The organism is Peribacillus sp. TH14 (genome assembly GCF_016651145.1).
Lineage (GTDB): Bacteria > Bacillota > Bacilli > Bacillales > DSM-1321 > Peribacillus > Peribacillus butanolivorans.
Genome location: NZ_JAEKEK010000001.1, coordinates 2,070,246 through 2,085,901 on the forward strand (window position 1 = coordinate 2,070,246; position 15,656 = coordinate 2,085,901).

Here is a 15,656-nt window from a genome sequence, read left to right on the forward strand (position 1 = left end):
ATTTGAAATAGAATATTTGGCTCAGTAGCTCAGTCGGTAGAGCAAAGGACTGAAAATCCTTGTGTCGGCGGTTCGATTCCGTCCTGAGCCATCCTTTTGAAAAGCGCCTTTCGGGCGCTTTTTTTGTTATATATTAATTTACAAACGGGTTAAATCCTGTTAATAGATTGTTATTGATTTGTAACAATCCAATTTTAACCATTTATATAAATGGTTCGCTATTCCTTATCAGGCTTACGTCTACCTCCTTTTTTATTTCGAAAGATACCTTTTCTAAAAACATATTTATTGGTACTTGTTGTCACCATTTATACAGTTCTATTACATTATGAAGTCTATTTCTTGATTTTTTTATTATTATGATAGAGTTATGAGTGAAAAAATGGTTATAGAAATTAGTCATGTACGCGTAAATATTGAAATATTGAAATTGAACTAATATATCTCATATAAATTTGATTAGTTTCTTAATTGGTGACTGGGCCGTTTAAGGAGGACAATATATGTTTATCTCAAAAAATAAAGGAATCTTTCTGTTCGTGATATCCGTAATGCTATTGCTTGCAGGAAATCGAGCAACAGCAGCAGGTGTATCGGAAATTAAAACCATTCAGCATGTTTATCTCAACAATGAATTCGTGGGAAGTGTAACGGATGAAGCGGAAATAGAAAAGATTGTAGCGGATAAAATTGCAGAAGCAGAGGCGGATTATCCTGACTATACATTTGATAGTGAGACGCAGTTAGCATTTGTGGGCGAGGAAGTATTTAGTGAAGAAGTAAAAGAGGACCAAGTCTTAAAGGAGATTGACGATCAGTTGGATGTAAAGGCAGACGCGTATGAGATTAACATTGATAATCAGGTGGTCGCTTATGTTCCTTCTAAGGAAGATGCTGAGGAAGTTGTGAGAAACATCACCTTATTATATGTAGATGAGGAAGAATACGCTGAATATGAATCCAGCAAGAGAGAAAGTGAATCGGATACGGTTGAAACGTTAAAAAAACCAGGAAGCAGAATTCTAAATATCGAATTTTCGCATCCAATTACGTTTAATGAAACCGCGGTTGATCCTGAAAAGATTATGACGGTTAACAAGACCCTTTCCATGATAGAAGAAGGAAAAGAAGAAAAGGCTATCTATGTGGTAAAGGAAGATGAGGAACTTGAAGAGGTTGCTAATAATCATGATATGGACCTAATTCAGCTGTTGGAGCTAAACCCGGACCTTAATAAGGGTAATGGGCTTAAAGCAGGTGAGAGCGTCTATGTGACCCAAGCTACACCCTATGTGAACGTAATGGTAGAAAGAGAAGTTTTGAAAGAAGAGGGGATTCCTTTTGAAAAGAAAGTAAAAAAGGATGATGATCTTCTGAAGGACGAGCTCGTTATTGAACAAGAGGGTAACGATGGCGTTCAGGCATTCACCTATACAGTTGAAGAAACAAATGGTAAAAAAATCAGTGAAACTATCGTAAAAAAAGAAGTTACGGAAAAAGCGATCACAGAGATCACTAGAAAAGGAACAAAGGTCATTCCTTCAAACGGAAGCGGGACCTATTCGTGGCCTGCAGACGGGGGCTATATTTCCAGTAAGCAGGGCCAGCGCTGGGGGAAACTACATAAAGGAATAGATATTGCCCGACCAACAACAAGGACCATCACGGCAGCCGATCATGGAATAGTCGAATTCGCAGGAGATTCCGGAGGTTATGGTAATAAAATAATAATCAATCATAATAATGGATTTAAAACGTTGTATGCCCATTTAGATTCAATAGATGTAAAAGCAGGACAAAAGGTTGGAAAAGGAATGAAAATTGGGATGATGGGCTCAACAGGCCATTCCACCGGTGTCCACCTTCATTTTGAAGTATATAAAAACGGGTCTCTTGCAAATCCGCTAAATTATATAAGTCAGTAATTGAGAGAAGTCTTCGAAAAATATTCGAAGACTTCTTCTTCTGCTACATACATAGATGAGAATAATAGGAAAAAGGTGATTTAATGCCTGTAAAATGATAAAGTATAATAGATACAATTTGCTTACATTTAGGTGTTTAGACCTTTTAATAGGGTATATATAGTGAACTTTGTTGGACTAAGATGATAGGTCGGTGTAATCAGTAGGAAAATATGAAAAAAGGTCCCGGATAAGGACAAGGTTTTTAATAGATTTAGTTTAGTTATTAAAAAGGAGATAAGTACATGGATAAGAAAATTTTGGTAGTCGATGATGAAAAGCCAATCGCGGATATTTTACAATTCAATTTGAAAAAAGAGGGTTATGAGGTTTTTTGTGCTTATGATGGCAACGAAGCTCTTAAAATGGTAGAAGAACGGCAGCCTGATTTGATTTTGCTTGATATAATGCTACCACAGCGTGATGGGATGGAAGTTTGTAGAGAAGTAAGAAAGAAATATGAAACGCCAATCATCATGTTAACGGCTAAGGATTCTGAGATAGATAAAGTATTAGGGTTAGAGCTTGGTGCAGATGACTATGTGACAAAGCCATTTAGTACCCGGGAAATAATCGCCCGTGTTAAGGCGAACTTAAGACGCCAGCAAGCTGTCCCGGTTCCGGATCAAGAAAATGAACCGAAGGAAATTACAATAGGCACTCTTACTATCCATCCTGATGCCTATGTCGTTTCTAAGCGTGGCGATACGATTGAATTAACTCATCGCGAATTCGAATTGCTCCATTATTTAGCAAAGCATATCGGCCAGGTTATGACAAGGGAGCACTTATTACAAACCGTTTGGGGATATGATTACTTTGGAGATGTACGGACAGTCGATGTAACGGTAAGACGTCTTCGTGAGAAGATTGAAGATAATCCAAGCCATCCTGGTTGGATTGTAACTAGAAGAGGGGTCGGTTATTACCTGCGTAACCCTGAACAGGAGTAGTTCTTATGAAAAAGGTTGGTTTTTTTCGCTCAATTCATTTTAAATTTGTTCTGATTTATGTGTTGCTTATCTTCGTAGCGATGCAAATAATCGGGGTATATTTTGTTGGGGAATTGGAAGAAAATCTTGTCGGGAACTTCACGAAATCGATAAAAGGCCACGTTAACCTGCTTACCTACAGTATTGGCGAAGAAATGGAAAAAGAGAGGGGAGAGGAAGACCCAACCCTCGAAGAAGCGATTAATACGATACTGAAGGATCGCGATAATTCATCGAACGATATTTCGGAAGTACGTGTTATCGACACACGCAGCAGACGGGTAATTGGAACCTCCGCCCCGGGTAACCAGGAAATCGTAGGGAAGAAAACGACACAGGTCCTTATAAAGAATACGTTGATTTATGGGAAAGAAGATAGTGAAGTGTACCGGGATCCGAAAACAGGCAGCAGACGGGTCTGGGTTCTTTCGACACCCATTGAAGCAAAAGGTGAGGTCATTGGAGCTGTCTATGTCATAGCTGAGATGGAGAACGTCTTTGAACAGATGGATGAAATCAATAGTATCTTTATGACGGGTACGGCTATTGCCCTGGTCATTACGGCTATCTTAGGAATTCTGCTGGCACGGACTATCACTCGGCCCATGTCGGATATGAGAAAACAGGCATTGGTGATGGCGAAAGGGAATTTCTCTAGAAAAGTTAGAGTATATGGCGATGACGAAATAGGTCAGCTTGCTGTTACTTTCAATAATTTGACTAAAAAGCTTCAAGAATCGCAATCTAGCACAGAGGGAGAACGACGTAAACTTTCATCTGTCCTCACCAATATGACAGACGGTGTTATTTCAACTGATAGACGCGGTAGAGTGAACTTGATTAATGAACCGGCTGCACGATTACTGAATGTCTCACATGAAACCGTCATGAACCAACCTATCATTGAGGTTTTGGGTCTTGAAGAAGAATATAAATTTGAGGATTTACTGGAAGAACGGGAGTCCGTAATCCTTGATTACAGCAAAAAGGATAGGCCGTTCATTTTGAGGGGTAACTTTTCAGTTATTCAAAAGGAAACGGGATTCGTTAATGGATTGATCACTGTTTTGCATGATATCACAGAGCAAGAGAAAATTGAGGGTGAGCGTAGGGAATTTGTTGCCAACGTGTCGCATGAGCTAAGAACACCGCTTACAACGATGAGGAGCTACCTGGAGGCATTGGCGGATGGGGCTTGGAAGGAAGAGGAGATCGCTCCTGCCTTTTTAAGTGTCACGCAAAATGAAACAGAGCGAATGATCAGGCTTGTAAATGACCTGTTACAGCTTTCAAAAATGGACAGTAAAGACTATCGGCTTAAAACGGGCTGGGTGAATTTCAATAAATTCTATGACCATATTATCGATCGATTTGAAATGACGAAAAATGATGATATCACATTTAAGCGTGATCTGCCTAAGGATGCTTATTTTGTGGATATTGATGAAGATAAAATCACCCAGGTTCTCTATAATGTAATATCCAACTCATTAAAGTACTCTCCTGAAGGTGGTCAAGTGACCTTCCGTGTCAGGGCAGCTGAAAGCTTTATCGTTGTCAGTATTACTGATCAAGGAGTGGGAATTCCGAAAAATGTCATCGATAAAATATTTGACCGATTTTACCGTGTGGATAAAGCAAGGTCACGAAACCTTGGTGGGACTGGACTTGGTTTAGCGATTGCGAAAGAAATGGTCGTGGCGCATGGCGGGAAAATTTGGGCGGAAAGTGTGGATGGAAAAGGAACTACGGTGTTCTTTACACTTCCTTACGAACAGGAAGAAGAGGATGATTGGTCATGAATTTTGAACGTGCGAAAAGTATAATACTGATTATTTTAGTTGGGACTAGTATTTTTTTGACTTGGAGTATTTGGACGTACGAGCCTGAATATGATCAGTTTGACCAATCAGATGATCTTATAAGGATTAAAAGTGATGTGCAGATTGTCAGTGATGTCATTAAACCGGTTAGTATCCTTTTTCACAGCAATGGTCAACATTTTCAAACCTCCGATCCTGTAGAAATAGATAAAATGGAGAAAGAATTTTCTCAATGGAGTTTTACCGGCGTAAAAGAGTTATCCATGAAAAGGCTTCAAAGGAAATTTGATGATTTTGTTCATGAAGAGGGATCGATGGAAATCGAATTTTCCGATGATGTTCCAATCTCTCTCTATAAAACGGTATTGGATATTTCGGATAAGGAATTGCCTAGCTTTTCTTTTGATCGCATCATCATTAAACAAAAAGATATCAGTGGTAATGAATCTGCGGTTTATTTTGTCTCTTATGAACAAGAGAAAATCTATCAAAGCATGGTCAGTTCTAAAAGACTTAAAGATTTCATGGATGATTTTTATAATGATTCACACAAAAAATATCCTGAATACACAGCCCAAACCATAAACAGTAAAAGGACACTGTTTGTTCCGGAAAATTCTATAAAGATTAACAGATTTCAATATTATATTGACTACTTTGATATTGGAAATCTGAAAGATGCGTTATTTAATTATCCCAAGTATGTACGACAGGAATCAGTTTCAGTCGGTGAGGAATACACGGATGGTACAAGACTGATGACGATCAATAAAGAGAATTATATAATTTCCTATATTAATCCGGCACAAAAGCGCAAGGGCAGTTCCAGTGACCTTTTGGGAAAAAGCATTGATTTTATTAATGATCATGCCGGCTGGGAAGATAGCAATTACCGCTTTGCTTATATGTCGGAGAATGAGCAACGTGTGGTATTCCGCCTATTCGTAAATGGATATCCGGCCTTCAATGAATATGGAATGACCGAAATCGAACAAATTTGGGGGAAAGAAGAAATTTATAGCTATGAGCGTCCCTACTTTTCACTTGCTTCTGTACTTCCTTCAGAAGGATCGGTAGCCACTTTACAAAGTGGCAGGGAAGTACTGAATCAGTTGAAATCTAAGGAAAGTATTGATTTCAAGAGTGTGGAGGACATCTCGGTTGGTTATAAGCTGCATAAGTCGTTAGATTCCAAGCTTGTCACTCTTGTTACACTTGAACCCACTTGGTATTATCGTATCGGCGATAAATGGTTTATTGTGCCTTTTGATGAAGACTCGGGAGGCGATCAAAGTGGATTGGAATAATACAAAGTCAATTTTCATTATGGTTTTCTTCATTTTGAACATTTTTTTGCTTTATCAATTTTTGGAGAAAATAAATGACTACACATACGAAAATATCACAGAGTCCACAACGGAAGAACTTTTAAAAGAAGATGAGATTACAATAGCCGTTCCACTTCCAAAACAAAAGGTGAAGGATCAATTCTTGATTGCTAATAGTAAAAATTTCGAGAAGAAAGATTTACAGTACCTGAAAAATCAAAAAGCGAAAATTATAGACGATAAGAACCTTGTCGGTACATTTAAAACGCCGGTAAGTATGAATGATAAAATTCAGGCTGCCGATGTTGAGATATTCTTGAAGGAGTATATCTTGAATGGTAATGATTATCGTTTTTGGAGCTATGACGAGATCAACCAGACCATTATCTGCTATCAAGTAGCAGACAAAAAGATGTTTTATAATAATAGTAAGGGAAAGGTCACTTTATATCTGAACAAGAAGGGGGAAGTTGTCTCCTATGAACAGATGTATTTAGAGGGAATAGAGAAGTTCAACAAACCAAAAGAGTTGGAATCTGCCCTAAATGCTATTGGAGCTTTATATAATCATGGTGATATTGATCCTAAAAGCAAAGTGACTAATGTACAACTAGGTTTTTATAATTCCCTGCAGACGACATCTGTGTCACATTTACTTGTGCCAACATGGTGGGTGGTCTTGGATGACGAAACGGATCTATTTGTGAATGCTTTTGATGGAGAGGTCATTGAATTAAATACAGAAGAAAAAATACTGGAGTGAGTATAGATGACTATGCATTTTAGTGTTCTCGCAAGCGGGAGTACAGGAAATGCCTTTTTCGTGGAAACGGAGGATCAATCTTTTCTTGTCGATGCCGGTTTAAGCGGTAAAGCCTTAGAAGCGTTGTTTCAGGATATAGGCCGTGATATGTCGAAGCTATCCGGAATCCTTGTTACCCATGAACACAGTGACCATATTAAAGGTCTTGGCGTGGTTGCTAGAAAACATAAACTCCCGATATATGCGAATGCAAAGACATGGAGTGCCATGGAGCGTTCAATCGGTGAAATTTCTGTCGAACAAAAATTCACATTTGAAATGGAACAAGTCAAAACGTTCGGCAGTCTTAATATAGAATCCTTTGGTGTATCGCATGATGCTGCAGAACCAATGTTTTACGTGTTTCATCATGAAGATAAGAAGCTTGTGGTTATTACTGATACAGGATACGTAAGTGATCGGATGAAAGGTATTATCTCGAATGCTGATGCTTATGTATTTGAAAGTAATCATGATGTATCTATGTTGAGGATGGGAAAATATCCGTGGAGCATTAAGCGCAGAATTTTAAGTGATGTTGGACATGTTTGTAATGAAGACGCTGCTCTTGCCATGAGTGAAGTGGCCGGAGATAAGACAAAGCGGATTTACCTGGCCCACTTGAGCCTTGATAACAATATGAAGGACCTAGCAAGAATGTCGGTAGAACAAACTTTAAAGACAAAAGGAATCATCGTCGGTGAACAATTTTCTCTGTATGATACGGATCCGAAAAAACCGACAGAGCTTGTAACGTTATAAATAAAGGGAATGGATGAGGGAAACCTTGTTCATTCCTTTTTATTTATAAAATATATAAGTTACTAACCGGATTAAAAGGGGTATCGTTTGGTTAGAACTGTATAGGAAAATAGAAAAGTTGCTACATATTATTCAATTTTAAGTTTACCCTTAAATAAGGGCGTACATTTTTTTAGAAAAATTCGGTTAAATGAGTATAATTAAGGGAGGATACCAAACAATAGTAGTTGCTATAATTCATTCCTAAAATGAGAGGATGGAGCTGTCTTGGGTTATTATGATCAGAATGATGAGAACCAAAACAAAAAGAGAAAGGGGAGCCATACGAGCTATTTTCTTTCAGGCTTGGGAGGCGCCATCATTGGGGCATTACTTATTTTATTAGCTTTTCCGGGAAGTGGACTGTTGGTTAACGAAAGCAGCGAAAATACAACAGAGAAATCAACTGATAGTGAATCGATGAAGCAGACACAGCAAAGCCTGTCTGTAGATGTGACAAGTGCCGTCACTGATGCTGTTGATAAGGCCAGCGACGCGGTAGTCGGCATCACAAATATTCAGGAAACAACCTTCTGGGGCCAGCAGGGAAGAAACGAGAGCAGTTCTGCTGAAGCGGGTACTGGTTCTGGTGTCGTTTATAAGAAAGATGGCGGTAAAGCCTATATTGTTACAAACAATCACGTCATTGAAGGCGCAAATGAATTGGAAGTCACGTTAAGTGATGGAACTAAATTACCAGCTGAACTACAAGGTAGCGACCCATGGACAGACCTTGCCGTCATTGTAGTAGATGGAGATAAAATTAAGACCATTGCCGAGTTCGGGAAATCTGGAAAATTGAAACCTGGAGAGCCTGTCATTGCCATTGGTAATCCGCTAGGTCTTCAATTCTCTGGATCCATTACACAAGGGATCATTTCCGGTTTGGAACGTACAATTGAAGTGGATATCAATGAAGACGGACAGGTGGATTGGAATGCAGAGGTTATTCAAACAGATGCGGCGATTAACCCAGGAAACAGTGGAGGGGCACTTGTTAATATGTCCGGGCAGGTCATCGGAATCAATTCGATGAAGATAGCAGAAAATGCAGTGGAAGGAATCGGACTTTCCATTCCGATTGATTCGGTTATTCCAATTATTAATGATATCGAGGAATTTGGTGAAGTTAAACGTGCTTTCTTAGGTGTGAATTTAGCATCTGTAGAAGAAATTTCGCAATATCATCAACAAAATACATTGAAATTGCCTAAGAAGGTTACTGCAGGTGTGGCAATAACAGGTGTTCAAAGTAACTCTCCAGCAGATAAAGCAGGTCTAGCAGAATTTGACGTCATCGTTGGAATGGATAATGAAGAAATCCATGACGTAGTAGAATTAAGAAAGTATCTTTACAATGATAAGAAAATCGGTGATAAGGTTAAAATTATCTATTACCGTGATGGAAAGAAAGAAACCACGGAAGTCACGCTTTCAAACAGCGAAATCTAAAGAAAAAAAGGACAGGGAGCGACTACTTCCTGTCTTTTATTTTGCTTGCGATTTTCTTGTTTTTTGATACGATTACTTGTGGATATTTGCTAAAAGATAAAGATACCAATCAAAGTGTGGATAAATAGGTACATCATTATTAGTAAAACTGAATAAAGAAGAGGAGGATGTATGATGGAATTATATTGCTGTCAGGAACACGTAGATATGGCGTTGGATGAAGTGGTATATGAGTGTGAAACCTACCCTGTTTTAACATTCATTTCTGAAGAAAAACAGTTATCAACAACCTGTGAATATTGTCGAAACGTGGCAATATATCTAGTAGGGAACTAATATTCTCATACAAGATGTGGATAGAAAATGTGGATATGTGGATAACTTTTGTGGATAACATGTTTGTAACCTGTTCTTAACATGTTCTTAACATTTTATAAAGTAGAAACTAGAGCATGGAATTGCCGTATATTTAAGCCGTTGGTGCTTTATATGAGATAAAGGTCATTAGAACAAAAAAAAGAGTATTAAGGTCGCAAAATAAAGTTAGGGTAGCGAATTCTTATTAAAGTAATCAGCTCTGCCTATCTAGGCAACCTTAGTTTTATACAAAATTTGTCGATAAAATTCATATCAAGATTTAATGGGATTATATTATGAAGGAATTTCATAGTTTATCAGGGACAAAATTATATAAAGCATCAATAATAGTCATTATTGGAATAATGATGACTGGATTACTGTTATATTAAGGCATTCTAGTTCAATAGGTTTGGTTTTTTATTTTCATTTTTTGTTGGTTCTACTTTTGGTTACATTACTCTTGAGTTATTCTAGAAAAGAAACAAATGTACATTATTCACTTATGAATGAAGGAAGCCGTTGCCACTTTTTTAAGGAGGAAGCGGCTTTTTAATATAAAGATGATAGTTGAATCATTATTTATAGTGGTTATAAATGTAATGGACTTATCCAAAACTGGAAAGGATATGCTTGTTTTGCTTATAGGTCCCTCTAAGGTATGATAATAGGTAGGCAAATCCAACAAATGATACTAAAACATAATGAAAGTTAGAGGATATATATGAAAATAACGATTATTACTGTTGGCAAGCTAAAAGAAAAATACTTAAAGCAAGGAATTGCTGAATATACAAAACGTTTAAGTGCCTATGCTAATATAGAACTTATTGAAGTACCAGATGAAAAAGCCCCGGAGAACCTTAGTGCAGCGGATATGGACATTGTAAAACAAAAGGAAGGTGAGCGAATCTTAGCTAAAATCAGCCAAGACACCTACGTTATTACACTTGAAATCAATGGAAAACAGCTCACCTCTGAGCAGCTAGCATCTCATATTGACCAGCTAGCTACTTATGGAAAAAGCAAAATTGCTTTTATTATTGGTGGTTCTCTGGGGCTTAGCTCAGAGGTGATTTCAAGAAGTGATTATGCACTTTCCTTTTCTAAAATGACCTTTCCGCATCAGCTAATGAAGTTGGTTCTGTTGGAGCAAATATATCGAGCGTTTAGAATAAATAGAAATGAACCGTATCATAAATAAATTTGCCAATTCAGAGGAATTGCTTATAAGGTTTTTGGAGTTGTAGAATTAAATTTTAATGTTATGAAAAGAGGGTAACGTATGAATAAAGAGTCCATTTATGGTTTAACATTCGATCAATTGACAGCGTGGCTTTTGGAACATGGTCATAAAAAGTTTAGAGCTTCACAAGTCTGGGAGTGGCTTTATAGGAAGCGCGTAACAGATTTCTCTGAAATGACAGATGTAAATAAAGAGTGCATTCAATTACTGAAAGATAACTTTTTCATCCAAACTTTAACTGAGCATGTTAAGCAAGAGTCAGCGGATGGAACGATTAAGTTCTTGTTTAAATTACAGGATGGAAACCTCATCGAAACGGTTATGATGAGGCATAAATACGGGATTTCGGTTTGTGTCACCACACAGGTAGGATGTAATATTGGTTGCAGTTTCTGTGCAAGTGGTCTATTAGCCAAAAGTCGTGATTTATCTAGTGGGGAAATTGTAGAACAGATTATGAACGTTCAACTGCATCTAGATAAATTGGAACAAGAAGACATTGTTAGTCATGTAGTTGTAATGGGAATTGGCGAGCCGTTTGACAACTTTGAAAATATGATAGACTTTTTAAAGGTAATTATGGACCATAAAGGGCTTGCTATCGCTGCAAGGCGTATCACTGTATCGACTAGTGGACTTGCCAACAAGATTTATGAATTCACAGATACTCAATTACAGGTAAACCTGGCAATATCATTGCATGCACCGAATAATGAACTTAGAACCCGGATAATGAAAATAAACCGAGGTATTCCAATAGAAAAATTAATGAAATCGCTTGATTATTATTTAGAAAAAACAAACAGAAGAATTACTATTGAGTATATCCTATTGAAAGATGTAAATGATCATCAAGAAGAAGCCGAGCAACTTGCCAATCTTCTTGATGACAAAAAACATCGGCTTTATGTTAACTTAATTCCATATAATCCTGTAGATGAACATAGTCAATATCAAAGAAGTGAGAAAGAGTCAGTTCTCTCGTTTTATGATACGTTGAAAAAGAGAGGCGTAAATTGTAAAATCCGCCAAGAACATGGAACGGATATTGATGCGGCCTGCGGACAGTTAAGAAGTAAACAAATTAAAAAGGCTGAAGTTCAATAATAATTTGATGAATAAAAGCCAAAATCCAACAGAAAAAACAGTATGTTATTGAACACATACTGTTTTTTCTGATTTATTAAATGATGGAAGGTCGATTTAATTGTGTCGACGGACGAATAATCTCTTTGAAGGTCGAATTATTCCTGGCCACGGTCGAAATAATACCTCCAACGGACGAATTTCGTATAAAACTCTTTTTGAAGTTTCCTATTTAGCTATTTCTTTTACTGAGGCAACTTCATAAGTAGTAAGTTCACTGCCTAGAATAGGTGATTCTTTTTTTGCTTCATCGGAACTAGGTTCAGGTCGTTTATGTGCAGCTTTAAACGCATCACTATTTCTCCAAGCAGTAAAGTTATCAAGGTTTTCCCAGTACATATTTACGTTTAGTTCATCATGATCTGTTAAGTTTTGTGTTAATAATACTTCTACTTTTACGAAGCCTTCTGTTGTATCAAGTGGGCCTGGTGCAGTAAATCCTGGGGCCATAACTGCACCCATCCCTTTTTTAACTCTAATTCTATTCGTTACGATTATCATAAATCAACGCTCCTTTTAGATAGAATTTAATGGTTTTTACCTTTTTTTAACTCTCTTGTATCATACATATTTTAGCATATAAGCAGGATATTTTGATTAATCAAAGCAAGGTTAAAGAAGTTTGAAAGAAATAAATTTTTCGGAAGGCAACCTTTCACTAAAAAATAGGTAAAGGAGCTTCATTTTATTATTTTTTAAAAGACATGTCTTTTAAAAATAGAAGAATAGATCACATGAAAAAAGCATCTAGTAGTTTGGTTATTACGAGGTTTATCACTTCATATCGCGTATAATAGAAATCAGTATAAGGAAATAACGATTGTGGAAACAATAAAGTAAGATAATAAACAACAAAAGAGGCTATTATATGACTGAATTAAGTTTTACTGATTATACATTAAGTGATGAAATTGTAAGGGCATTGGAGAGTCTGGGTTATCAGCAACCAACGGAAGTTCAACGTGAAGTGATTCCTGTTGCATTGAAAAGAAAGGATCTTGTCGTGAAGTCGCAAACAGGGAGTGGTAAGACAGCAGCATTTGGCATTCCGATCTGCGATATGGTTGATTGGCAGGAGAATAAGCCGCAGGCACTTATTTTAACACCTACGCGAGAGCTTGCTGTACAGGTGAAAGAGGATATTACGAATATAGGTAGATTTAAACGAATTAAAGCAACAGCGGTTTATGGAAAATCTCCATTTGCTCTACAAAAAGCAGAACTTAAACAAAAAAGTCATGTAGTTGTAGGAACGCCAGGACGAGTACTCGATCATATTGAAAAAGGTACGTTTGTTTTGGAGCGCTTAACACATTTGGTTATTGATGAGGCGGATGAAATGTTAAATATGGGGTTCATCGAACAAGTGGAAGCCATTATTAAAGAGCTTCCAAAAAACCGAGTTACCATGTTGTTTTCTGCTACTTTACCAGAGAGTATAAAGAAACTTTGTCAAAAATATATGAACGATCCTTTAGATATTGAGATTAAGGCAACGGGCATAACGACTGAAAAGATTGAACATGCCCTAATCGAAGTGAAGGAAGATGATAAGTTTTCCTTGCTTAAAGACGTTACAATCACTGAGAATCCTGATAGCTGCATCATTTTTTGTCGGACGAAAGATCGGGTGGACGAAGTCTGTGAAAAGTTAATGGATTTAGATTATCCTTGCGATATGATTCATGGAGGTATGCTTCAAGAAGATCGTCTTGCTGTGATGAACGAGTACAGAAGAGGTGAATTCCGCTATTTAGTTGCTACAGATGTAGCTGCAAGGGGAATTGACATTGATAATATTACTCATGTTATTAATTATGATCTTCCACTAGAAAAAGAAAGCTATGTACATCGAACTGGAAGAACAGGTCGAGCTGGTAAAAAAGGGAAAGCTATTACTTTCGTGACACCGTACGAAGATAAGTTCCTTAAAGAGATTCAAAGCTATATCGGATTTGACATCCCTAAAATCTCTCCTCCATCAGAAGAAGATGTCTCGAATAAGATGAATGATTTTGAAGCGAAACTAGAGGCTCGTCCCAAAATAAAAAAAGATAAAAGTGAACAATTGAATAAACAAATCATGAAGCTATATTTTAATGGCGGTAAGAAAAAGAAAATCAGAGCCGTTGATTTCGTGGGTACAATTGCGAAAATTGATGGTGTTAAAGCCGAAGATATTGGAATTATCACCATTCAGGACAATGTTTCCTATGTGGAAATATTGAATGAAAAGGGACCTCTTGTTTTGAAAGTGATGAAAAATACGAAAGTCAAAGGCAAGCTTTTAAAGGTTTCAGAGGCCTTTAAGAACTAAAAGGGAATGATAAATAAAGAAGCGGTAAAGATGAATGATTGGTCTTTGCCGCTTCTTTATTTTTGTTATTGATTATTTATGAGAAATTTTTACTCCGTTATATAGCGGTAGATAGGGCAATCACATGCTAGAAAAGTAACTTCATTTAAGGGATGTCTAACATCTTTCATTATACAAAGGCTCATAGCGACAGGAGTGTAAAGGAAGCTACATAGAAATATTCCTTTAAGTTGAATTTTAAGGAACAGCATATGAAAGAGAAAGTATAGATGCATTTTTGACATGGACAGGATGAGCATGTCCTGATAGTATATAAATGATAATGATTATCATTTTCACAAAAGGACGGTCTTGAGGGGGAAAACACACATGAATACACTGGAGAAAATGGAGACGTTTATCGTACTTGCCGAGTGTCGCTCTTTCACAGAGGCTGCCCGCCGACTTTATTGCTCACAACCTACTATTAGTCATCATATCAATCACTTAGAACAAGACTTTGATTCAAGACTTTTTCATCGTACTGGTAGGAAAGTAGAGTTAACGAAGCAAGGGGAAGTTCTCTTGACTTATGCAAAACAGATTCTGAGTCTTGTGGATGAGGCTTCAGTAACGATGAAAAAAGTAGACTACTTTGAACAGACACTCTCGGTGTTCGTCAGCAATTATATTGCGGATTACTTCTTTGCGGATCTTCTCCATCAATACAAGGAGATTTCACGAAAGAAGTGCATTGAAATCAATAGTTTTTGTTACGATGATTTAAAGAAAAGCCTTCAAGATAACTTGACCAATTTTGCAATCATGCCAATCTATCCTGAAGACTACTATTTAATGGACCACTATGACACGTCAGTTTTATTCGAGGATGAACTATCCCTGATTTTCCCAAACGATTATTTATGGGATACAAGAAAAACACTTTACTGCCGTGATTTACATAACCAAACCGTCCTCTTGCCAAAGAGTCATTACTTACAGCAATATATCAAGAGTCATTTACGTAGTCGACAAGTTAAGGTGAGGTATTTACAAATGAGCAACTTTGAATTAATCAAAAATGCTGTAAAAGCTGGACATGGGATTGCCTTTCTACCTAGCTTTGCTGTTGCGGAGGAATTAAGTAAAGGAGAGTTAGTTTCAAGGCCGGTATCAGGGCTATCAATTAAGCGGAAAAACGGATTAGTAATCCGTAAGAATACTCAGCTTACAGATTATGAACAGGATTTTTGTAATAAGTTAAAGCAACATTTCCTTCAATTCGTTTAAGATCCTCATCGAGAGGATTTTTTTTATTTGTATAACTAACCTTTGTATTAAGAAAATGAATAGTGCCATTCATAAATATCACAAAAGGAATATGGCGGCAATGAAACTAAGGATTATCATTAAAAAAGCAGAATAATCGATATTGATAATCATTATCAA

Annotated in this window: 13 protein-coding genes and 1 tRNA gene; 13 read left to right on the forward strand and 1 reads right to left on the reverse strand. The window is 37.1% G+C overall.

The window, feature by feature from the left end; genetic code table 11:
• The first annotated feature begins 18 nt into the window (after positions 1 to 18).
• The 11 genes from JFU50_RS10085 to rlmN all read left to right on the forward strand — a co-directional run bounded on the left by JFU50_RS10085 (position 19) and on the right by rlmN (position 11,872).
• Positions 19 to 91 (forward strand) — tRNA-Phe (locus tag JFU50_RS10085).
• A gap of 412 nt (positions 92 to 503) precedes the next feature.
• Entirely contained in the window at positions 504 to 1,925 is a 1,422-nt protein-coding gene (locus tag JFU50_RS10090; protein WP_201222488.1) for a M23 family metallopeptidase, read from the forward strand.
• Between the two features lie 284 nt (positions 1,926 to 2,209).
• Entirely contained in the window at positions 2,210 to 2,917 is a 708-nt protein-coding gene (gene yycF, locus JFU50_RS10095; protein ID WP_034316131.1) for a response regulator YycF, read from the forward strand.
• Positions 2,918 to 2,922: 5 nt separating this feature from the next.
• Positions 2,923 to 4,758, forward strand: a complete 1,836-nt coding sequence (gene walK / locus JFU50_RS10100; protein ID WP_201222490.1) for a cell wall metabolism sensor histidine kinase WalK — start codon at positions 2,923 to 2,925, stop codon at positions 4,756 to 4,758.
• Entirely contained in the window at positions 4,755 to 6,086 is a 1,332-nt protein-coding gene (locus JFU50_RS10105; protein WP_201222492.1) for a YycH family regulatory protein, read from the forward strand. The genes walK and JFU50_RS10105 overlap by 4 nt, the downstream gene beginning before the upstream one ends.
• A complete protein-coding gene (locus tag JFU50_RS10110) occupies positions 6,073 to 6,870 on the forward strand; it encodes a two-component system regulatory protein YycI (RefSeq protein ID WP_201187733.1) in 798 nt (265 codons plus the stop codon). Before JFU50_RS10105 ends, JFU50_RS10110 begins: the two co-directional genes overlap by 14 nt.
• Before the next feature lie 6 nt (positions 6,871 to 6,876).
• Positions 6,877 to 7,671 carry an MBL fold metallo-hydrolase gene (locus JFU50_RS10115; RefSeq protein WP_056522003.1) on the forward strand — a complete coding sequence of 265 codons (795 nt, stop codon included), beginning with the start codon at positions 6,877 to 6,879 and terminating at the stop codon, positions 7,669 to 7,671.
• A 267-nt stretch (positions 7,672 to 7,938) separates the two neighbouring features.
• Positions 7,939 to 9,162 (forward strand): S1C family serine protease, encoded by a 1,224-nt coding sequence (locus JFU50_RS10120; RefSeq protein WP_201187731.1) that lies wholly within the window; start codon positions 7,939 to 7,941, stop codon positions 9,160 to 9,162.
• A 171-nt stretch (positions 9,163 to 9,333) separates the two neighbouring features.
• Positions 9,334 to 9,498, forward strand: a complete 165-nt coding sequence (locus tag JFU50_RS10125) for a CxxH/CxxC protein (protein WP_376182820.1) — start codon at positions 9,334 to 9,336, stop codon at positions 9,496 to 9,498.
• A gap of 745 nt (positions 9,499 to 10,243) precedes the next feature.
• On the forward strand, positions 10,244 to 10,723 hold the full coding sequence (rlmH, locus tag JFU50_RS10130; protein ID WP_056522008.1) for a 23S rRNA (pseudouridine(1915)-N(3))-methyltransferase RlmH: 480 nt from the start codon (positions 10,244 to 10,246) through the stop codon (positions 10,721 to 10,723).
• An 81-nt stretch (positions 10,724 to 10,804) separates the two neighbouring features.
• Positions 10,805 to 11,872 carry a 23S rRNA (adenine(2503)-C(2))-methyltransferase RlmN gene (gene rlmN / locus JFU50_RS10135; protein ID WP_201187729.1) on the forward strand — a complete coding sequence of 356 codons (1,068 nt, stop codon included), beginning with the start codon at positions 10,805 to 10,807 and terminating at the stop codon, positions 11,870 to 11,872.
• 207 nt (positions 11,873 to 12,079) lie between these two features.
• Here rlmN and JFU50_RS10140 read toward each other — a convergent pair whose 3' ends face one another.
• Positions 12,080 to 12,412 (reverse strand): heme oxygenase, encoded by a 333-nt coding sequence (locus tag JFU50_RS10140; RefSeq protein WP_053348337.1) that lies wholly within the window; start codon positions 12,410 to 12,412, stop codon positions 12,080 to 12,082.
• Positions 12,413 to 12,779: 367 nt separating this feature from the next.
• On the opposite strand from JFU50_RS10140, the gene JFU50_RS10145 reads away from it, so the two are divergent.
• Together JFU50_RS10145 and JFU50_RS10150 are read left to right on the forward strand one after the other, a co-directional pair.
• Positions 12,780 to 14,228, forward strand: coding sequence for a DEAD/DEAH box helicase (locus JFU50_RS10145; protein ID WP_053348338.1), 1,449 nt, complete (start codon positions 12,780 to 12,782; stop codon positions 14,226 to 14,228).
• Positions 14,229 to 14,597: 369 nt separating this feature from the next.
• A complete protein-coding gene (locus JFU50_RS10150) occupies positions 14,598 to 15,497 on the forward strand; it encodes a LysR family transcriptional regulator (RefSeq protein ID WP_201222494.1) in 900 nt (299 codons plus the stop codon).
• Positions 15,498 to 15,656: the final 159 nt, after the last annotated feature.